The sequence below is a fragment of the Streptomyces sp. ME02-8801-2C genome (assembly GCF_033793965.1).
In the GTDB taxonomy this organism is placed as follows: Bacteria; Actinomycetota; Actinomycetes; order Streptomycetales; family Streptomycetaceae; genus Streptomyces.
This window is the reverse complement of the sequence record NZ_JARAXP010000003.1, coordinates 432,653-454,303: the sequence shown is the minus strand read 5'-3', so window position 1 is coordinate 454,303 and position 21,651 is coordinate 432,653. Positions and strand designations below refer to the sequence as shown.

General features: G+C 71.9%; 17 protein-coding genes. All 17 read left to right on the top strand.

Annotated elements, in window-relative coordinates:
- Positions 1-9 precede the first annotated feature (9 nt).
- The 17 genes from PV396_RS11110 (at position 10) to PV396_RS11030 (ending at position 21,599) form a co-directional block, all read left to right on the top strand.
- Positions 10-687 carry a uracil-DNA glycosylase gene (locus PV396_RS11110; protein WP_319203120.1) on the top strand — a complete coding sequence of 226 codons (678 nt, stop codon included), beginning with the start codon at positions 10-12 and terminating at the stop codon, positions 685-687.
- 146 nt (positions 688-833) lie between these two features.
- Complete coding sequence (locus tag PV396_RS11105; RefSeq protein WP_319203118.1) at positions 834-1,886, top strand: hypothetical protein; 1,053 nt, start codon at positions 834-836, stop codon at positions 1,884-1,886.
- Entirely contained in the window at positions 1,883-2,233 is a 351-nt protein-coding gene (locus PV396_RS11100; RefSeq protein ID WP_319203116.1) for a hypothetical protein, read from the top strand. The genes PV396_RS11105 and PV396_RS11100 overlap by 4 nt, the downstream gene beginning before the upstream one ends.
- A gap of 43 nt (positions 2,234-2,276) precedes the next feature.
- A complete protein-coding gene (locus tag PV396_RS11095) occupies positions 2,277-4,394 on the top strand; it encodes a phage tail sheath C-terminal domain-containing protein (RefSeq protein ID WP_319203114.1) in 2,118 nt (705 codons plus the stop codon).
- 28 nt (positions 4,395-4,422) lie between these two features.
- Entirely contained in the window at positions 4,423-4,890 is a 468-nt protein-coding gene (locus PV396_RS11090; protein ID WP_319203112.1) for a phage tail protein, read from the top strand.
- A gap of 79 nt (positions 4,891-4,969) precedes the next feature.
- Positions 4,970-5,824, top strand: a complete 855-nt coding sequence (locus PV396_RS11085) for a hypothetical protein (RefSeq protein WP_319203110.1) — start codon at positions 4,970-4,972, stop codon at positions 5,822-5,824.
- A 204-nt stretch (positions 5,825-6,028) separates the two neighbouring features.
- Positions 6,029-7,981, top strand: coding sequence for a hypothetical protein (locus tag PV396_RS11080; RefSeq protein WP_319203108.1), 1,953 nt, complete (start codon positions 6,029-6,031; stop codon positions 7,979-7,981).
- 1 nt (position 7,982) lies between these two features.
- Entirely contained in the window at positions 7,983-10,010 is a 2,028-nt protein-coding gene (locus tag PV396_RS11075; protein WP_319203106.1) for a hypothetical protein, read from the top strand.
- Positions 10,003-11,916 (top strand): hypothetical protein, encoded by a 1,914-nt coding sequence (locus tag PV396_RS11070; RefSeq protein WP_319203104.1) that lies wholly within the window; start codon positions 10,003-10,005, stop codon positions 11,914-11,916. The genes PV396_RS11075 and PV396_RS11070 overlap by 8 nt, the downstream gene beginning before the upstream one ends.
- Positions 11,917-11,938: 22 nt before the next feature.
- Positions 11,939-12,685, top strand: a complete 747-nt coding sequence (locus tag PV396_RS11065) for a hypothetical protein (protein WP_319203102.1) — start codon at positions 11,939-11,941, stop codon at positions 12,683-12,685.
- Positions 12,686-12,719: 34 nt separating this feature from the next.
- Entirely contained in the window at positions 12,720-13,037 is a 318-nt protein-coding gene (locus PV396_RS11060) for a hypothetical protein (RefSeq protein ID WP_319203100.1), read from the top strand.
- A complete protein-coding gene (locus PV396_RS11055; RefSeq protein WP_319203098.1) occupies positions 13,038-14,201 on the top strand; it encodes a hypothetical protein in 1,164 nt (387 codons plus the stop codon).
- Between the two features lie 4 nt (positions 14,202-14,205).
- Complete coding sequence (locus PV396_RS11050; RefSeq protein ID WP_319203096.1) at positions 14,206-15,009, top strand: phage baseplate assembly protein V; 804 nt, start codon at positions 14,206-14,208, stop codon at positions 15,007-15,009.
- Positions 15,006-15,368 (top strand): hypothetical protein, encoded by a 363-nt coding sequence (locus PV396_RS11045; protein ID WP_319203093.1) that lies wholly within the window; start codon positions 15,006-15,008, stop codon positions 15,366-15,368. The genes PV396_RS11050 and PV396_RS11045 overlap by 4 nt, the downstream gene beginning before the upstream one ends.
- A 59-nt stretch (positions 15,369-15,427) precedes the next feature.
- The gene (locus tag PV396_RS11040; protein ID WP_319203091.1) at positions 15,428-15,793 is read left to right on the top strand and encodes a GPW/gp25 family protein; all 366 of its coding nucleotides are present in this window, start codon (positions 15,428-15,430) and stop codon (positions 15,791-15,793) included.
- 86 nt (positions 15,794-15,879) lie between these two features.
- Complete coding sequence (locus PV396_RS11035) at positions 15,880-17,496, top strand: baseplate J/gp47 family protein (RefSeq protein ID WP_319203088.1); 1,617 nt, start codon at positions 15,880-15,882, stop codon at positions 17,494-17,496.
- Entirely contained in the window at positions 17,493-21,599 is a 4,107-nt protein-coding gene (locus PV396_RS11030) for a phage tail protein (RefSeq protein WP_319203086.1), read from the top strand. Before PV396_RS11035 ends, PV396_RS11030 begins: the two co-directional genes overlap by 4 nt.
- Positions 21,600-21,651: the final 52 nt, after the last annotated feature.

The window sequence follows — 21,651 nt, the reverse complement described above, 5'->3', positions numbered from 1 at the left end:
TGACGGATCGTGGCACCACGACCCTTGCATGAACTTGTCGAAGCGGGCTGGGCGAAGGCTCTCGAACCCGCGGCCGAGCGTATCGCCGCGATGGGCGACTTCCTTCGGGCCGAGATAGCGGCGGGCCGGACCTATCTGCCGGCCGGGGCGAACGTCCTGCGGGCCTTCCAGCAGCCGTTCGACGACGTCCGTGTCCTGATTGTCGGTCAGGACCCCTATCCCACCCCGGGGATGGCGATCGGACTGAGTTTCGCCGTGTCCCCCGAGGTGCGTTCGCTGCCGGGCAGCCTGGAGAACATCTTCCGTGAGATGCACTCCGACCTGGGGGCGCCCAGGCCGTCGAACGGTGATCTGACGCCGTGGACCAAGCAGGGCGTGCTGCTGCTGAACAGGGCGCTGACGACGGCTCCGCGCAGCCCGGCGGCGCACCGGGGCAAGGGCTGGGAAGAGGTCACCGAGCAGGCGATCCGCGCTCTCGCCGCCCGGGGCAAGCCGCTGGTGTCCATCCTGTGGGGGCGTGACGCGCGCAATCTGCGGCCCCTTCTCGGGGAACTGCCCTCGATCGAATCCGCCCACCCGTCCCCGATGTCGGCGGACAGAGGCTTCTTCGGCTCACGCCCGTTCAGCCGGGCCAACGACCTGCTCGTCAAGCAGGGAGCCCAGCCGGTGGACTGGCAACTGCCGTAGGGGACGGCCGGGGGCCGCCCGGTCGGGCGGGCAGCCGGGCGCCGGCGGTTCCGGGGCGGGCGGTTCGGGGGCGGTGACACCGGCGTGACGCCCCGGTGACGAGGCCCCTGCGAGAGTCCGGCCATGCCCAACCGAAGCACTCCCTCGTGCATGGACTCGAACGGCCCCGCCCGGTGAGCGCCGTCGTCGTCGAGGCCATGAACTCCGCCCAGGAGTGGACGGCGCTGGAGCCGGACGGAACCCGCCCGTCGACCGAGCTCGCGATCCGCGACGACTCCACCGTCGTCGGCTACGGCCCGGACGGGGTCAGCAGCCGGGTCACAGGGACGACAAAAGCCCTCGGACATCTGCTGCGCCGCACGATCGCTCCCCTGGACATCTCCGCCTGCTCGGAGCTGCGGCTGTCGCTGCGGTCGAACCGGCGGGCCGGTACGGGTGGCGGGCCGTTCTTCCTGGAGCTGAGCCTGGGCTCCGCGGGCAGCCCCCTCACCGATCCCGGCAACACCTGGCACCGGCTGCTGCCCGTGCGCGCTCCCCACCGCTGGGAGACGGTACGGATGGCCATCGACGATCTCGACACAGCCGTCTCCGGCGCGCTCACCCAGATCCAGCTCCGCTGCGTCGACGCCACCGCCCCGCTGACCGCCCACCTCGACGACATGGTGGCGGTACGCCCGCAACTGCTCGCCGACACCGACCACGCCCTTCTGGTGAGGCTGTCCGGGATCACCGTCGGCACCGGCCCGGTCGGCGTGGCGATACGCGCCGCCGGCCAACCCCTGCCGGACGCGCCCGCCCTGGACGTCGTGCACTTCGACACGCAGTTCGCCGCGGAGCGGGCACTCGACGGGCAGCGGGTCGTCGCCCACACCGACGGCGGCGCCCGACTGGCCGACTACGGCGACCCCTTCGACCTCGACTACGCGATCAGCCCCGTCGCCCAGGACCGGGCCGACCAGGCGGCTCTGATCGAGGCCGTGCTCGATCGGCTGGCCCCGCTGGACGAGCTGGCCGTGAACGGTGAGCGGCTGCCGGTCGAGCTGGTGCGACTCGCGGGAACGGACCGGATCGGCGGCGCGCCGGAAGAGGTGCCGGTCCTGGTCTTCCGGGTCGGGGCGCGGCGGGCCGCGACCGGCGGCGGCCCCGTCCAGGTGGTCAGCGACGTACGCATCGAACCCCACCAGTGGGAGGCGCTATGAGCAGGACGACCGAGGACGAAGCGACGTCGACGACCGGCGGCGAGGCGGCCACGACTCTCGTCAACACCTGTGACAGGCCGGTGGAGTTGCATCTCGGGGACGCGGTGGTCGTGCTGTCGCCGCTGGCCCGCGTCGGGTGCGCGGCCGAGGACCTGGTGAGAGGCCAGGTGCGGGAGCTGTGCCGCCGAGGGGTGCTCGCCGTACGCGTCACCGAGCCCGAATCCGCCCCGCAGAGCGCGGCGCCGCCGGTCGACGAACAGTCGTCGGCCTCCGGCGCCCCGCCGAAACGGGCGCTCCGACACAGCCCGGCACGAGCCCGGCGCACAGCGCCGTCCGACCAGGAATAGACCCGGCGGTCCCACCCCGGACGGCCAAGGAGGAGACCCAGCGATGGCCAACAATATCGGCGTCAATGTCGTCGAAGTGGACGGCACCGGCTCGCCGTCGATCACGGGCGCGGCCGTCTCGGTCGGTGCGTTCAACATCGTCACCCAGCGCGGTGTACCGAACGAACCGGTCCGGATCACCGGCTTCACCCAGTTCGTCGAGCGGTTCGGGCGCCATGTCACCAGCGGCTACGGCGCGTACCTGGTGAAGGGCTTCTTCGACAACGGAGGCCGCACCGCCTACGTCAACCGGATCATCGACCCCGCTCCCGGTACCGGAGCGGTGGCGGCCACCCGCACGCTCAACGGCGCCGGCAACGTCCCGAGCCTGGTCGTCGAGGCCGGTTACCGAGGCAAGGCGGACCCCGGCGGCTGGGGCGGCGGTCTCGCGGTGCGGGTGCGGCACAGCGCCGGGGCGGTCACCCGGCTCGCCGAGACCGCGAAGGCGTTCGTGACCGGGTCGGTGATCGCCGCCACCATCGACATGTCGGCCTTCCCGAAACTCGCGGTGCGGATCGACGGTGCCGGCACGCCCACCGAACTCACCTTCGCCGCCTCGGACTTCACCAACCCGGCCGCCGCGACCCGGGTGGAGATCAGAAACGCGATCAACCGGCAGACCCATCTGCTGACGGCCGCCATCGGCGGCGCCGGCACCAACCAGCTCGTGCTGACCTCCACCGGGGAGCAGGCCGCGCTGACCGGTGAGTGGAGCGCGCTGCAGGTCACCGCGGCCAACGCCGCCCTCGGCTTCACCGTCATGGCCCAGCCCGTCCAGGGCACCCCGGCGGCCCTGACGGCCGGCGGCACCACCCTGGCGCGGGCGCGTGACCTCACCGCGGGCACCACCGTGGTCGTCGGCGACACCGCCGGGACGGCACCCGTCCAGGTGAAGCTGCTCACCGTCAACGCGAGCACCGGCGCCGTCACCTGGGCACCGGCGCTGTCGAATCCCGGAGCCTTCACCGACCTTCGCAAAGTGACGGTCTCCGCCGCCGAGTTCGACCTGCTCGTCGCCGTGGGGGGCGCCGACGCCGGGCATGTGGTCGAGACCCACACCGGTCTCACCATGGAGAGCGACCGCCCCAACTACGCGGTCCGCGTGCTCAACCACGAACTGACCGGTTCCCGCCTCGTGCGGCTCACCGACTCCGGCGGGCCGGGCACCAACGCCGACCGGCCCGCCGACACCGGGGGCGCGTTCCTGCTCCTGGAGGGCGGCAACGACGGTCTGCCCACGGCGAACCACTTCATCGGCGACCAGTCCGCGCGCACCGGCTTCCACGCCTTCGACCCGTACGACGTCCAGCTCGTGTGCGCCGAACGCACGGACACCGCCGTCGCCTCGGCGGGCATCGCCTACTGCGAGGGCCGGGGCGACGCGATGTACGTGGGCGCCGTTCCCGAGGGGTTCGTCGGGGGCGGCCAGGCGGTCGCCTACGGCCAGGCTCTGATGACGAAGAAGTCGTACGGGGCGCTGTACGGACCGTGGATCGTCGTGCAGGACCCGATCGGCGTCGGCGACAACCCGCGCAAGTCGATTCCGCCGACCGGCCACGTCATGGGGGTCTTCGCCCGGATCGAAAGCGGACGCGGAGTGTGGAAGGCGCCGGCGGGGCAGGAGGCGAACCTGCTCGGCGTGCTCGACGTGGAGACCCGGCTCTCCGAGGCCGACCACACCGACCTGGTGGTCAACGGGGCCGTCAACGGGATCCGCCCGCTGCCCCGCGAGGGCATCGTCATCGATGCCTCCCGCACCCTCAGCAGCGACCCGCGCTGGCGGTACGTCAACGTGCGGCTGCTGTTCAACTTCGTCAAGTCCAGTCTGCGCGACGGACTGCGCTGGGTGAGGCAGGAGCCCAACCGCGACACGCTGTGGGACGCGGTCAAGTTCGGCACGGTCACCCCGTTCCTGACCGGGCTGTGGCGGCTGGGCGCGTTCGGCACGGGCAGCCCGGCGGAGACGTTCACCGTGATCGTCGACGCCACCAACAACCCACCCGATCAGGTGCAGCAGGGACTGCTGAACATCGAGGTCTATCTGTATCCCAACAGTCCCGCCGAGACCGTCGTGATCACCGTCGGCCAGCAGCCCAGCGGCGCCTCCGTCAGCGAGGCGTGAGCCCCCACCGGAATTTCGAGGAGCAGCCATGCCCAGAGTGGGCGACTTCTACGAGGGCCTGAGGGCCGACGAGTTCGTGATGATGATCGACGGCACGGTGAGTCCGGGAGTCAGCAAGATCTCGGGACTGAGCGAAGGCTCTCTGGACACCATCGAACAGGCCGACGGCGCCACCGGCCATGTCTACAAACTGGCCGCCGCCAAGCGGACGTTCCAGCCGCTGACGATCGAACGCAGGGTGGACGGCAGCGCGGAGGACAAGAGGTTCCTCGACTGGTTCCGCCAGACCTTCCGGCTCGACACCACGCGGGGCGGCTCCACCGTCCGCAAGAACGGAATGATCATCAAGCGGCACTTCGGCGAGGACGTGCTGAAGTTCGCTTTCTACGGAGCCTGGGTGAAGTCCTCCGCGTTCAGCGACATGGAGGCCGGCTCCACCGGCCTGTTCATCCAGACGATCGTGCTGGAGATCGAGGAGCTCGAACGCGTCGACTGACCGACGCACACCGCTGTGACGCCGCCCTCTTTCCGCCCCCAGGACACCTCAACTCCGTAGTCCTCAGGAGGTTTTCACCATGACCACCACCGCTCAGCCCTACGGCGGAGCCCTGCCCGAGGGCCTCGCTCCGCCCTTCTCCGAGCCGCCGCCCTCCGCCGCGGGACCCCGTGGCGCCCGCGAGATCGAGGTGACGCTGCCCGTCGGCCACACCGACGAGGACGGTGCCGCGCACCGGCAGGTCACCCTGCGCAAGATGACCGGCCGCGACGAGGCACTGCTCGCGGATCCGGCGAACCAGCGCAACGGCGGCCGACTGGTGACAGCGCTGCTGCACAGCTGCATCACCCGGCTCGGCGACAGGACCACGCTGCGCAGGGCCGACATCGAGTCGATGTACTCCGTCGACCGCAACTACCTGCTGATCAGGCTGCGCAGCTTCACCTTCGGCCCCGAGCTGTCCGCAGCGTACGGCTGCCCCTCCTGCGGCGAACGCTTCGAGCAGACCGAGGATCTTGACGCGCTGCCCACGCGGATGCTCGCCGACGGTGAACAGCCGGAGGACATCGTCGTCGAACTGGATGACGGATATGTCGACCGGGACGGCAGCGTGCACACGTCGATGACACTGCGCCTCGCCCGCGGCAGCGACGAGTCGGCGGCCGCTCCGCAGATGCGCAAGAACGCCTCACTCGGGAAGAACGCCCTGCTCTCCCGGTGCCTGAAGTCCTTCGGTGACATGCCCGTGCACCGGCTGGAGGCGCTGGGCCCCAAGATCCTGGCCGACCTCACGCTCACCGACCGACGGCTGATCGACCGGGCGTTCAACGACAGTGCGCCCGGCGTCGACCTGATCCGGGAGCTGGACTGTCCGGCCTGCGGGCACGAACTGCGGGCCAGCCTGGACATGACCAATTTTTTAACTCCGGAGTAGGGCTCGACGAACTACGCCGCGAAGTCTTCTTCCTCGCCTATCACCTGCACTGGCCCTGGTCGGAGCTGATGGACATGGAGTCGGCGGAGCGCCGTGCCTACGTGACGCTCCTGGTCGAGCAGATCGACCGGGAGAACGCCCGGGTGGAGTCCATCCGCGACCGGTGACCCCGGCCCCCGACAAGAGGAAGGGAGGTGAGCGCGCATGCCCATCGCGATGCTGCTCGTACAGAAGCTGGCCGGCACGTTCGGCACGGCGGTCAAAACACTGACGCCGTGGATCACGATCGTCGACCTGGAGTCCACGATCGTGGCTCGCTCCCGCGGTGCCTTCCTCGTGCACTGGTTCGGCCCCCGTCTGCCCCTCGACGGCCTGAGCCTGCGGGTTCGCCTGGTCAACCTGCGTGAACTGGAAGCCCAGTTCCGGGCCGCGCGACAGTCGGTACGGACCAGCGCCGACGGGCCGAATCTCACGGCGCCGGTACTGGGCTTCGCCGGGGCCGTCGCGGGAATGCTGCTCAGCCCGATCAACACGGCGGTCGTGGCAGGACTGCTGCTCCGGTTCTCGGACGGCAGCGTCAAGGCGATCGCCAAGGCGCTGGCCCTGCTCCTGTACCCGCTGGCCGTGCTGGCGGCCCCGGTGCTGATCCACTTCGTCCCGGCGAGCGCCGGCGTGATCGGCCGCATCGCCAAGGGCACGGGCACGCTCGTGGGCGGCGGGCTCCTGGCGGCCGGCGCGGCGTTCCCGGTGGCCGCCGCGCTCGGCGACCGCCGCGAGGTGCAGGCGCTCTACGACCTCGGCGGCGCGGCGGCCCGGATCGCCAACGCGACCGTGGACCTGCTGGACCAGTTGCACGGGCCGCGCGAGGCCGTCCGCAACCCGTTGCTGCGCGACCTGCTGCGCCTCGGTGACAGGCTGGCGGCACTGCTGGCCCAGGCACTGGGCGTGGCGGCGGTGGTCGTCGTCGAATTCGGGCCGCGGCTCGAACCGGCGGTCAGGAGCCTGGTCCGGCTGGGGGACCTGGCATCGGCGGTGACCGCCACGCTCGGCACGGTGGCGGACGGGCTGAAGGACCGCCTGCGGGCGCTGGCCGAGGGCAGCGCGTCCGTGCCCGCAGTACTGGCCGACGCCGGCCGGGTGGCTCGGCGGATGCTGGTCAAGGCGGTCCGCGCGATGAGCCAGCAACTGGACCTCGTCATACAGGCGAGCCGAACTCCCTGGGAGCTCCTCGACACGACCCTGTCCGCGTACGGCGAGAACGTTCTGGTCTTCGTCGGCAAGCTGTTCACCGATCACCCCGTCGCCCGGGTGTTCCTGGCCCTGCGGGCACAGGTCCAGGCGATCAAGGAGGCGTGGGCGGAGGCCGGACCGAAGGCCACACCCACACCGGGCGTCCCGATCCAGATCCCGCCGGGGGTCGCCGCCCGGATGTACGGCCTCGGGCAGTGGCTCAGCAGCCCGCCACCCTCGCCCAAGAACCTGGTCCTCAACGCGCTGCCCAAACTCCCCGACGTCCCGGACCTTCCCGCGCTGCCGGGCCTTCCGGACACGGCGGAACTGCGCAGCAAGGCCGGCGGGGACGCGGTGCCGCCACTGACCGGCCGCGCCATCGAGGAGGCCGCGAAGGGGTGGGGCCTCAGCAGCTACGGGGGACGGCCCGCCGAGCTGAGCGCCGCCGCTCGTACCGCCCTGTCCAGGACGGAGCGCCGACTGGGCGTGTTCGCCGCCCAGCGGCGGGCCATGGACGCGGCCGGTGACGCTCCGGCGCTGGTGGTCCTGCTGAACCTCCAGCAGTTCGAGCGCGTCCGCGCCCTGTTGACTCCCGTCGTCGAGCAGGTCCTGCCGCCCAGGATGCGGGCCACCGTGCTGCCGAGGATCGCGGGGGTGCTGACCGCGATCGACCAGGAGCACCAGGAGTTCCTGGACCGCAAGGGCACCGGAACCGGCCCTGCGGGACAGGCCGACGGCGACCTGCACCCCGTGCTCGACGTGCCCTCAGGGGCGCGGCTCGCACCGGTGGTCAGGACGCTGCGGCTGCGGATGCCGGGGGCCGACCCCGCCGCCGTACGACGCTTCCAGAACCTGGTGACCGAGCGCCTGCGGCGTATCGAGTACCCGGTCACCGGTCCGCTGCCGCAGCGTGCGGGAGGGGCCTGAGATGCCGGTCGATCTCACCGCCGTCGCCGCCCGGTTCGCGGCAGCGTTCGCCCTCCAGCTCAAGGGCGCGGCCATGGCACAGCTCGCCATCGGGCCCGTCCTCACCAAACGTAAGGCCGCCGCCGTACTGGTGGAGCGCGCCACCAGGCAGTACCCCGTGCTCCGCTTCGAGGGCGACGCGCTGACCCTGAGCCTGGCTCCCGGGCAGTCGCTCACCGGCCTCGAACCACCGCCGTCGCTGGGAAGCTCCCTCGCGCAGGGTGGCCTTGACTTCCTCCACGGCATCGCCCGCGCCACCGCCCCCTTCGCCGAGGACTCCCAGGACACCGCCATCACCCGGCTCCTTGGCGGAGCCGAACGGGCCCTGCGGGACATCGAGGAGGCCGTGCGACGTTCGGCAACGCCCACAGCGCGGATGTTCGATCCTGGCCGGGCCACCGCCTCCGACCTGTTCGGGTCGGCCGCGCTCGGATTCCGGGCGGCGGCTGAGGCAGGCGGAACCGGCGGCGCCCTCGACCGGTTCCGCGGACAGATCGAGGGGGCCGCGAAGGCCCTGCAACCGCCCGCGCGGCCGGACGACGCCGCCGCGGCCAACTCGGCCGCGGTCGGCGGCACTTCGCAGCCGGCGACAAGCACTGTCGGACAGCCGGAGTCCACCGGTCGCGAGCAGTCCCTGCCCGCTGGTCCCGACCTGGCGCAGTCCCTCGACGAGAGTGCCCGGCTGCTGACCGCCGGCCTGCTGGGCACCATCGCGGGGCCCGCGCTGCTCTCCGCCCTGCTCAACGTGGCGGCCGGCATCCTGCGAGCTGTCGCGGTCGACACCCTCGCCGAGGCCGAGCGGACGGTGCTGGACCTGCGCCGTACCGCGTTCGAAACCGCCTTCACCGAGCTGAGTGGTCTCGCGCGGCGGGGCAGCGCGCTGGCCATCGGCGCCCACGGGGTCATCGCCTCCAACATCGCCTTCCAGCTCAGATTCGCCCAGCTGTTCTTCAGTACGGTGTCCTCCGGCGTGGCCGGCTTTCTCACCGCGCTCAGCGGCTACCTGGCCGACATGGTTGCCCTGCTGAACGCCGTTCCGGCGATGCTGACCGCGTTCACCGCGTTCGACCTGACCAAGCTCTGGCAGTCGAAGCTGGGTGACGTGGTCGGCTGGGTGGTGGACTTCTCCCTGGACGATCTGCTCGACGCCGACGGGCGGCGCCCCAACTCCCTGCTGCACCTGCAACTCTCCGACGCCGTCCTCGACGCCAGGGTGCTCACCCTCGGTCTCTCCGACACCCTCGCCCACGCGCAGGAGCTGGTGGACGCGCTGTTCGGCTACAACAGCAAGGGCTATGTGACGCCCGAGCTCGTCGAGACCGCCCCCCTCGCCTTCCGCTCCGCCTTCCCGAACCTGGCCGACGGCCTGTTCGGCGGCGGCCGGGGCCGGCGCGTCACCGACGCCGTCGACCGGCTCGGGTCCGCGGTGCGCGGCGGGCTCGGGGGCGCCCTCGAATCCGCCGGCACCGCCCTGACGGGGCTCGCCGCCGAGTTCGCGGCGGACGCCGCACGGGCGGCCCGGCTCGGCGACGGAGGGCCGCTGACCGGTCTCGGCGAGCGGTCGGCGCACTCCGCCGACCTCGTCCTCCGCCCCGAGGTCACGGCCTCGCGCCCGGCCCGCGGAGCCCTGGACCCGCTCGCCGGGAGTTTCGAATCCTGGCTGGCCGGTGGCGGATTCGCGCTCCTCGGCGAGGCCATCCCCGCCTACGTCGGCCAACTGGCCGCGTACTGGGAGGCGCGGCTCACCGAGACCACGGAGCTGACCGGTCAGGCGCTGCCCACCTCACCGCACATCCTGCGCCGCCGCGCCCTGCTCGAAGCGGTGGAGGTGCCCCGCGTCCTGCTGCGCGCCACGCCGGGCCGTGAACTCGACGAGACGCTGGCCGACGCTGTCGCCGAACAACTGGCGACAGCGGTGCGCGGTGCCTACCGGACCGGACTGAGGGAACTGGCGGCACGGGCCGGAACGGGTGGCCGCCGACATGGGTGAGGACGTACTGATCGGCCAGCTCGGGCTGCTGCTGACCCAGACCAGATCCGCACGGCGGGCACTGGAGGACATCGAACGCGCCACATCGAACTACGGCACGTTCAACTTCACCTCCGTGGTCACCGCGGGGCCGAAGTTCGGCGCCCCGCCGATGTACGACGGCGCCCTGAAGGTCCATGTCGTCAACATCTCCGACCTTGCCCCCGGCGGCGGGTTCGGCGCCTTCCTCCAAGGGCTGCTCGGCGGGGCCGGTGCCTTCGTGGGCAACCTGGTGGGCGGATTCGGCGGCAGCCTCATCTCCTCGCTCGCGATCCCCAACTATCTGGACACCATCAACGAGATCGCCACCCGCGTCGAGCGGATCCTGAAACTGCTGGGCGTGGGCGAACCCGCCAAGCCCGATCCGGCGGCAGCCGCCGTGAAGGCGGGCAAGACGGCGGCCACGGAACCCGCGCCGCAGACCGCGGCGGCCGTCGAACCGGCCGGGAACCAGGTCGCCCGGATGGACAACCTGCGCGGCATGCTCGACGGCATCACCGGTGTGTTCCGCGCCGCGTCCGGCAAGCCCCCGCAGAAAACGGAGGTGGCGAACGCCCCGCTGGGCACCGACGCGCAGAACTGGCTGGCCCTGGGGGCCCGCGCCCAGGGGATCGTCGAGTCGCTGTCCCGCCTGGTGGACGGACTCGTCCTCACCCTGCCGTTGCTCCTCGGCGCGTTCGCATGGCTGATCACCCGGCTCGTGGACATCCGGCAGGCCATCGCGGAGACCCTGGCCTTCGTCCTGCGCAATACCCTGCTCCTGCGCGGCTCCCTCGCCGTCATCGCGTTCGACACCCTCGCCATGGTGGCCCGGATGGCGGCGAACGTCGTGGGCATCCTGGCCAAGGCGCTCGACGGCATCCTCACGGCGGTCTTCGACACCGTCCGCGAGGCACTGTTCGCCACCATGGACCTGGCGGCGGCGCTCGGCACGTCGGTCGCCTCGACCGTGGACAGACTGCTGAACTGGCTCGTCCCCGCCGTGGACACGATTCTGCGCAACTTCGCCGATCTGCGCGCCTTCCGGGTCCTGACCCATGTCGTCCGGATCCTCCCTGCGATCATCCCGCCGCTCTACGCGCTGGCCAACGACAACAAGGCGTTGCCGAAGAACCAGGCGGACGCGCTCACGAAAGCGGCGGAGCTGCCGTTCCTCGACGCGCTGACACCCGGCAAGCCCGGGGCCACCGGAGCTCCGGTACTGCCGCCGCCCGTCCCCGACTTCGGCGCGGCCCTCACCGACCAGAAGAGCCGGGACGCTGTCACCGCCCAGTTCGACCGGCTGAAGCAGGTGACCAGAGATGGTGTGCGCACCGTCGCCGGGGCCATGCAGACCACCATGACCGACCTCGCCGTGCGGGCCGACACCGGCGCGCGGGCGGAGGCACGGTTGTCGGACTCCGTACTCGACCGGGGCCTGGAACAGGTCCGCAAGCGCTCGGTGGAGCTGGCGGGCGCGCTGGTCGTGGGCGAGACGGTCGAGCCGGACAGCAGGCTGAAGAAGATCGCCGACGCCTACGGGGCCTGGATGACCGGCGGCGGCATGGACGCCCTGCTCAACCGAATCACCGACCACTTCACCGGCGAACGCGGCCGCAAGGGGGTACCGGACGCGATCACCAGTGCCGGCGCGGCCGCCCGGCCGGCCGCGACCATCCGTATCGACGAGGTGGTGATCGAGGTGGGCGGTGCCCAGGCGGCGCCGGGCTCCGCCGCTCCCGCCCAGCCCGCCGCGCCCGGCCCGCTGGGCGTCTCCGACCTGCCCTTCCCGCCGTCCGCGGACCGGGACTACATGGAGCACGACGCCCGGATGCGCGCCGACTACGCGCTGCGCGGTGGCCGCGGCCTCGGGCCGCTGCCCCTCTAGACGAAAGGAACGGGAACAGACCATGGCACGGACGACCGGCTACCTCGCCAACGTACTGAACGTCCCTCCGCTGATCTTCCGTTTCCAGTTCCACCCGGAACTGCTGACCGAGAAGAAGAGCTTCGGCTACCGGGAGACCAACGACTTCGGCAAGTGGGACTTCGACCAGACCGCGAGTGCCACGGGCTTCGGGAACGTCTTCGGCATCGTCGACGACCTCAAGGAACTCGGCAGCCGGCTGGTCAACACCAAGGCCCTCGAGGCGGAGACGGGCAAACCCCGTACCTTCGCCCTCGACTTCGCCCTGGACGCCAGGCCGCTGCCGGACCTGCCGGTCTCCCAGCCCGGCGTGCCGGTCGAGGGCGACGACCGGTTCGGCGGCCGGATCGAGCCCAGCCTGGCTGTGCTGCGCTCGTTCATGAACCCCAGCTGGGACCCGGCGAGCGACCTGCTGGCCTGGGTCACCGGGCACAAGGGGTTCTGCCCGCCGGTCAAGCCCCCGGTGTGCACGCTCAAGCTCGGCGGCATTGACCTGGACTGTGTGATGACCGACCTCAACATCAAGATCACCAAGTTCAAGCCGGACCTGACGCCCGAGCGGGCCGAGGTCAGCGTGTCGCTGAGCGAGCAGACCCACTCGCTGTCCACCAGCCTCGACGCCATCGGCCGGCTCGTCGAGGTCGCCAAGTCGTACGGACAGCTCGACGGCTCCGACTGGATCCAGGCGGCCCCCGGGGCGGGCCTCGTCCAGAACATCTTCGAATTCTGACCGGAACGGACCCACGCATCAGGAGGAGACGGCCATGGCCGTATCGATCACATCCCGGTACCGCGGGCTGGAGGTCTACGACGCCCCGGACGCCACCGGGGCGGTGCACCCCACCGTGGCGATCCGCCGCCATGTCCCGCCACGCGCCGACGGCGTGGATTACCACCACCGGGTCACCGGCGTCGAGGACATCGAGTACCTCGCGTGGCGGTTCCACGGCGACAGCGAGATCTGGTGGCGCATCGCCGACGCCAACCCGACCGCCTGCCCGCTGGACCTGCGGCCCGGTGACGCCCTCTCCGTGCCCACCATCTCCGGCTTCGGCCGGATCGACCGAGAACGGATCCTGTAGATGGCATCGCCAGGTGACGACGCGGCGTTCGTCGACTTCCAGGTCAGTGTCGACGGGACGAAGGACAGTTGGGTGCCGGTCTCCTCGGCTGTGCAGTCCGTGGACGTCGAGGACAACGACCGGCTGACCGACCAGGCCGTCATCGTGCTCGACGACAGCACCGGCATGCTCGCGCACGCGTCGTTCGAGGGACTGCTGACCCGGGTGACCGTGGGCTGGCAGGCCGAGCACGCCACCGTGTTCGAAGGCGTCATCCGCAGCAGCCGGATGCTCGCCCTGCCCGGCGGGCAGGGCTGCGAGCTCACGGCGTTCGACTTCAGCTACTTCATGAGCGGGCGGGCTCTGGCACCGGACGAGTGGAAACCGGGTGAACGGCTCAGCACGGTGATCGACCGCCTGGTGACCCGGACCGGGAACCGGATCCGCACGGCGGAGATCCTCCCCGTCCAGGACCGGGTCATGGACGCGCACCGCCCGGTGGGCCAAGTGGGCGGCACCGAATGGCAGTTCATCCTCGGACAGGCCGAACTGCAGGGCTGCCTCGCGTTCGTGGAGTTCGTGAGCAAGGACGACGTGTCCAAGTTCTACTTCCTGCCCATCAAGTCGGTCGCGGAGAGCAAGCCCGTCGGCACGCTGACCTACTGCCAGGGCACGGGCAGCCTCCTCGAATTCTCCTTCGAGCGGGTCAGCTCCGGAGCGCTGGCGCTGCGCGAGGCCGGCGCGATGGACCCGGCGACCGGCCAGGTCGTCGAGCAGAAGGCACCCGCCGAGCCGCCCAAAGACCCGGTGCCGCCCCCCGCAACCGTCCGCAACCGGGAGGCGACCGTCGCACAGAAGCGGGCGATCGAGGCACTGACGGAACTGGGGGCCAAGGCGGCGGCCACCCTCGTACGTCCCGTCGAGCACCTGGCGGGAGAGGCCGCCGTCGCGGCCACGGCCGTGCAGGTCGAACCCGACCCCACGCGCCGGCTCGGGCTGAACGGTCGCGGGGTGGCCATCGGCAACGTACAGCTACGGGCCAAGTCGATGGTCACGATCAAGGGCGTCGCGTCGTGGGCGGAGGGCGACTGGTACCTGACCAAGGTCAACCACGTGTACTCCCGGGTGCGGGAGAAGGACCGGGTCCGGTCCTCGTACCACACCAAGTTCACGGCGACGAGGTGAGCACATGCCTACTGACGGACTGAGCCGGCACATGGGCAGGTACTACGGCAAGTACCGGGGCGAGGTGGTCGACAACAACGACCCCAAGAACCAGGGCACCCTCACGGTGCTGGTGCCGACAATATTCCGCGGGACAGCGGTCGCCGCCGCCGCGTGCATGCCGTACGGGCACTTCTTCGTGCCGCCCGTGGGCGCCCGGGTCTGGGTGGAGTTCGAAGCGGGGGATCCGCAGTCGCCGCTGTGGGTCGGCGTGTGGCACCCGGAGGGCTCCACCCCGCCGGAGACCCAGGTCTCCCCTCCCGAGCGGCGGGTGATCCAGACCCGCTCGGGACACACCATCGAGATCGACGACACCGAGGGGGAGGAGCGCGTCCTCATCCGGCACAGCGGCGACGCGTTCGTCTCGATCGACCACAACGGCAGTGTTCTGCTGGCCAACCAGCAGGGATCGCACCTGCACCTCGACGCGGAGAACGGCACCACGACCCTCGTCGAACAGCACGGCAACCACCTGGTGATGGGGGAGAAAGGCACCGCCCTGGTCAATCCGGACGGCACCACCCTCAACGTCGCCGGGGACACCGTCCATGTCAGTGCCGCCAAGATCGTCCTGGACGCGACGACCGTGGCCGTGGGCAGCGGAGCGAGAGAGGCGGTGGTGCTGAAGTCGGGGTTCGAGGCGCTGTGGAAGGCCGTGGTCGCTCACACGCACCCGACGCCGCAGGGGACGGCCACGGCGTCCTTGGACCTGGCGACCGTCCTACCGAAGCCCGGCACGCACTTCAGCAGCGCGGTGGTCGTCAAATGACCAGCCGCTGCTCGTTCCCGGCCTTCCCGGAGATCCCGGTACCCGTACCGGCGTTGCCGGGGCTGCCCACGGTTCCCGAACCCCCGGCCCCGCCCGTCCTCGAAACGCCGGTGCTTCCCGGCCTGCCCGCCCCACCCCTGCCGAAGATCGCCGTGCCCCTTCCCGCGGTGCCGGGACTGGCGGCCGCACCCGCGCTTCCCGCGCCGCCGAGCCTCGCACTCCCCGCGCTGCCGGGGCTGCCCGCCCCACCGGTCCCGGAGATCCCCGTGCCCCTGCCCGCCGTACCCGGTCTGCCCGCGGCGCCCTCGATTCCGGCGCCGCCGCACCTGCCCGCACCGCCGCCCTGCCCGCTCGACTGACCCGTTCCACCGAGCTCGCTCCACCGACTCCGTACCGATCACCGAACGAGGAGGACACCATGCCCGAAGCCGCGGGAGCCGCGTTTCCGTTCCGGATCGATCCGCGCACCGGCGGGGTCGCCTGGACCACCGGCTTCGACAAGGTCCGCGAGGACCTGCGGATCCTGCTGCTCACCCGGCTCGGCGAACGGCCGATGCTGCGCGAGTACGGCACCCGGGTGCACTCGCTCGTCCACGAGCCCGCCGACGACGTCACCGCCGACCTGCTGCGCAGGCAGGCCCACGAGGCCGTCGTGCGCTGGGAACGGCGCATCGTCGTCACCCGGGCCCATGTCAGCCATGACCAGGGCGAACTGCGGCTGGCGCTGGACTACATCCACGCCGACCAGCCCGTGGGCGGCCAGATGATCGTGCCGCTGGACTGACCGCACCCCGGCACGCACCTCGGGACACCCCGACTGCCGCTTCGCAGACAGAAGAGCAGACAGAAGAACCGATCCAGGAGCCCACCGTGACCAAGCCGCCCGCCACGCCGCCGGCCATCGACTACACCGACAAGGACTTCCGGTCCCTGCGGGACGCCATGCTGCGGCTGGCCCGGCTGCGGCTGCCCGAATGGACCGACGAGTCGCCCGCCGACCTGGGCATGCTGATGGTCGATCTGTTCGCCTACGCGGGCGACGTGATGCTGTACTACCAGGACCGCATCGCCAGTGAGCTGTTCCCCGGCACGGCCACCGAGCGGCAGAGTGTGGTCGACCTGCTCCGGCTGATCGGCTACGAACTGTCCCCGGCCGTCCCCGCCGTCGCCGACCTGCTGCTGACCTTCACCCGCCCCACGACCGCCCAGCGGGTCAGGGTGGCACACGGCACCCGTTTCGCCTCCCGGTCGCAGGACGGCGCCGCCGTGCTGGAGTACGTGTATCTGGGGCCGGACCTGGACCTCGACCTGCTCTCCGACCAGCTTCGGCCCGGCGATGATCCGGACCTCGGGCCCGTCGTGCACTACGACGGGCTGCCGGTGGAGCAGAGCGTCGCCGTCGACGACGTGGTGCTCGGCTCGTCCACCGGCGAACCCAACCAGACGTTCCGGCTGCCGGACCCGACCGTGGTGGTCGACTCCGTCGTCGTACAGGTCAACGAGGGCGCGGGCTGGGTCACCTGGGACCGCAGGGACAGCCTGCTCTTCGACATCTCCGCGGACGGCAGGGCGGTGTTCTCGCATCCGGAGGCCCGGCACTACCAGCTCCTGATCGACGGCACCGGCACCGCGCATGTGGTGTTCGGCGCGGGGCGGCGTCCTCCGGTGGGCCTCAGCAACGTCCGGGCCTCCTACCGGGTGTGCCGGGGCGCGGCGGGCAACCTGGGAGCGGGGGCGATCACCCAGCCGCTGACTCCCGTTCCCTCACTGCGTGCCGTGGTCAACCCCCAGGGCGCGGCGGGCGGTGGCGACGCCGAGCGCACGGACCACGCGGCGAAGTACGCCCCGTTCGCCTTCCGTTCCACCAACCGCGCGGTCACCACCAGCGACTACGTGGCGCTCGCCCACAGCACCGGCACCGTCGCCAAGGCCCGGGCGTACAGCGCCTCCTGGAACCGGATCGACCTGTACGTGGCCCCGGCGGGCGACTCCTTCCGCCCCGTACCCGAGGCACTGCGCCACCGGCTGATCGGATACTTCGAGGACAAGCGGATGGCGGGCACGCTGGTACGTGTCCTGGACGCCCAGGCCGTGCCCGTGGACATCACGATCGAACTCCTCACCGACGAACGGTTCGTGAGCGACGCCGTGGCCAGCCATGTCGAGACGGCCATCGCGGGCCTGCTGGCCTTCGACCGCGTGGACTTCGCGCAGACCCTGTACCAGAGCGACTTCTACGCCGTGGCCGAAGCGGTCCCCGGCGTGCTGTCCTCGACGATCACCACATTGCGCCGGGCCGACCGGCCGCCCGCCGACCTCGACGCCGAGCTCGCCCGGCACAACCTGCCCCCGCTCGCGGAACTCCCGCCATTCCTGCGGGAAGCGGCACTGTCGAACATCGCGACCGAGGGCCGTATCGACATAGGGGAGTTCGAGATCCCCGTCCTCGGCGCACTCGACGTGCGGGTCAGGACGGGGGCGGTATGAGAGTCGACGCGTTCACCGCGACGGCCGACCTGATCGGCCGGCGTGTCCTGGTGAGCTGGACCTTCGTACCGGAGCCGGGGGAGAGCGTCGCCGTTCCGCCGCCGGTCGCCCTGCGGCGCAAACTGCGCGACTTCTCCTTCCCTGGCGTGCCGTCGAACGGCGCCGATCCCTATCTCGTCCACGACAGCGCCGCCTTCCCGCCAGCCCCCGTGCCCGGAGTGCTGGTCGTACGGGATCTGCCGGACCGTGACTGGACCGAGGGCGCCGAGCGCGTCAGGGAGCAGACGGTGACCGTCGCCGAACTGGTCACGGGCGCCCCGCGCGAGATGGTGCGCCGAACCGTCCGCACCGTCTTCGCCGCCGACCGCCGGGTGCTGCGCCACGAGGTGGACCTCCTGGACGTCGGCGGGCCTGGCACGGAACTCGACCCGGGCACGACCTACTACTACCGGCTCGAGACCCCCGGCCGGCCCGGCGAGCCGCTGCTCGCCACCGCCACCCCCGGATCGCCCCACGGACACAACCGCACCCTGTACGAACTGATCCCGGAGGTGTACCGCCGCCACGACACGGTCACCCGCCCGCCGGACGAGGGCACCGGACTGCTGCCGGAGGCCGCCGGGAAGGGCGGCCAACTGCGCAGGTTCGTCGACGTGTTCGGCGCCGGACTCGATTCCGTGCGCAGTTCCGCCGAGGGCCTGCGATCACTGCGCGACGTGACATCGGTGGACGCGCGGTTCCTGCCGCTGCTGGCCGACTGGATCGGCTGGGACCTCACCGCCGACCAGGACATCGCCCGTCGGCGCAACGAGATCGCCACCGCTCCCCGCCTGTACGCGGCCGTGGGCACCATGCCGGGACTGCGCAGCGTCGTCGACCACTACACCGGCTGGTCCACCCGGGTCACCGAGTTCGTCCAGCACCTGTCACGAACCGGGAACCCGCCCCAGTACAACGTCTTCGCCGCCGTACGCCGGCCCGACCCGGCGGGAGGCCCCGAACCGGTCTGGGCGGGAGCCGACGACGCGGCGCCCGTTCTCGGCTTCGCGCCCCCGAACGACCGGGCGGTGGGCACGCAGGCCCACGCCGCCGAGCTGACCGGGACCCTGCGCGAGCCGTTCGCCCTGCACCCCGGTATGACCCTGACCGTGGCCGTGGACGGGGGACTTCCCGCCACCCTCACCTTCGGCCCCGGCGACTTCGCCGACCTGTCCGCGGCCACCGCCGGCGAAGTCGCCGCCGTGGTGGACCGGTTGGCCGACGGGCTGCGCGCCGAGGCGGTGGGCGGTGTCCTGCGCCTGCGCTCACCGTTGCAGGGCCCCGACTCGCGGATCGTGCTGGAGGGTTCCCCCGCGGGGCTGGTCTCCCTCGACGGTGCGCCGCGCGGCCGGATCGCCACCGACCTGGACCCGCTGGGACGCCTGTGGGTCGCCCACGCGGGCACGATCGGTCCCGGCACCATACAACCCCGGCTGACCTGCAAGGCCCGGCTGCGCGGGCGCTGGTACGACGGTCAGCAGGTCGAGGACCGGCCCGTCGCCGCCCAGGCCGACCCCGCGGTGGTCGCGCTGCCGGACGGGCGGCTCTGGCTGTCCTGGGTGGAACATCCCGACACGCCCGCGGCCCGGCTGCGCTGGCGGGTCGGCACGAGCAGGCCACTGACCCCGGCGCGGCTGCGCGGCGAGACCGCCGCCCCCTTCCGGCTCGTCCCCGGCACCCGGATGACCCTGACCGGATACGGAGCCACCGAGGTGTTCACCGTGCACCCGGCCGACTACGCCGACCCGGGGGCCGCGACCGCACAGGAGGTCGTCGCCGCGGTCAATGCCCAGTTCGACGGGGTGAGCGCGGCCGCCGCGGCGGACGGCTCGCTGGCCCTGCACACCACCGCGACCGGCCCTGGAGTGGTGCTCCGCGCGGACCTGGCCGAGTCCACCGCGGCCCGCGCGCTCGGGTTCGGCGACCGGCGCATGATCGGCCGGGGAGGCTGGGAACCCGAACTCGACTGGCAGCCGGCCGCAGAGGTGGACACCGTCGACCCTGGGCGTCTCGCCGACTGCACGGCCGTACTCGATCCGCAGGGGGCCGTCCGGCTGTTCTGGAGCACGCACCGGCAGGGAACCTGGCAGATCGCCCGCGCACGCTGGGACGACTCGCTGCTCGTCGCCACCGCCGCCGGAGTGGGCGTCCTGCACGGCGACGGCAGTTGGCGGTCCGTCACCGCCGCCGACGGCCTGCCCAGCAACGACGTACGGGCCACGGCCCCCGACGCGGACGGGTCCACCTGGTACGCCACCGCCGCCGGCGCCGCCGTGCGCACCGGCGGCACGCTGACGGCCCTGACCACAGCCTCCACCGGGGGCGGGCTCGTCGACAACGACGTACGGGCGGTCATGGTGGCCCGCGACGGAACCGTCTGGTTCGCCCACGCCCAAGGGGCCAGCGGGCGCCGCCCGGACGGCACCTGGACCACTCCGAGCACCCCGCAGGACGGCCGGCACCTCGCCGTCGACACGGCGGGCCGGGTGTGGCTCGCGACCGGCAACGGCCTCGTCCGCCTGGGCCCGGCCGGAGAGCACCGCGTCTTCGGCACCGCCGACGGACTGCCGGCCGCCGACGTCCGGCACATCGCCCCCGCCGCCGACGGCTCGATCTGGGCCACCACCGGTCTCGGCATCGCCCGGATCACCCCCAGCGGCACGGTGTCACCCGTCGACCTGCCCACGGCCCTGACCGGCCCGGACGGGGGTACGACCCCACCGGCCGAGGTCCGCGACATCCGCGCCGTCGCCTTCGCCGCGGCCCCGGTCGGCGTCCGGCCTGAACCCGGACAGACCGGAACCGCGTGGATCGCCACCGGAGCCGGCCTCGCCGAACTGCGCCCCGGGGGCACAGCCGTGCTGCACACCACCGCCGAAGGACTGCCGGGCAACGACTGCCACGCCGTGTCGGTCGCCCCGGACGGCGAGGTCCGGGTGGGCACCACGACGGGACTCGGCCGCCGAACCCCGGCCGGTGTCTGGCGGCGCGTCACCTCTGCGGACGGACTGGTCGGCGACCAGGTACGAGGCCTGCACGGCCCGTGGTCCGCCCCACAGTGGTTCGTCCCCGCCGGGCTTGCCGACCGTGAGCCGCATGTGGTCGGCGACGGCACCCGTCTGTGGCTGACCTGGGCGGAACGGCAACCCGAGACGAGCAGCGGCGAGAACTGGTGCGTCCGGCTGCGCCACTGGACACTCACGTCCGGCTGGTCCGTCCCGACCCAGGTCACCGGTCCTCCGGCGCCCCCGGCCCGGGCCACCGACCGCGAACCCGCTCTGTCCCGCCTGCCGTCCGGCGGTCTGCGGGTGTACTTCCGCTCCGACCGAGGCGGGGGCCGCCGTCTCTGGTCGACCGACCTGGACGCGTCCGGTACGGCAGGGCCGCCCACCCCGCGACTGCCCGGAACGGCGTCCGACGGCCACCCCGCTCCGTTCACCCTGCCCGACGGCAGCGAGTGGCTGCTGTTCCGCAGCGACCGCAACGTGGCCCTGGGCAGGCTGGGCGGCGGCATCCCGGGCCCGGACGACACCCGGACCAGCCGCCGTGCCCCGGAGGAGGCATCCCTGCGGCGGTTCGCCGGATCCGTGACGGCGATCCCGGCCGACCTGGACCGCAACCGCGGCCGGGCCCGCTTCGGGGACCTCGGCGACTACACCCCGCAACAACCCCGCGGGGGGCCGATGTCGGCGGACGAGGTCTACACCCCGGCCACCATCGGGCTGTACGTCGACCGGGGACCGGCCGGGCGCCCGCTGGCCCGCCGGGACGCCGAACGGCTGCGTCAACTGCTCGAGCGGTTCCTGCCCGTGAACCTGCGCGCCGTGATCATCCTGCGGTCCACCGAGCTGGAGGAGATCGTCTTCGCCCCGGGCAACGAACTCACCGACTCCTACCAGGACGACTACCCCTTCGCCGAGGTGCTCCCGCCCCTGGAGGAGGCCACCGCGGTGGCCCTGCCCGGCTGGCAGGTCTTCCTCGCCGGCGACGGCGGCAGCGTCGCGGTCGACCTCGACAACCCCGTCACCCTGCGCCGGCGTCTGTGGTGGCCGCCGTTCACCTGACCGGCGCCTCGACGGCCCCAAACCCGAATCCGCACGACCCGAACCAGCACGA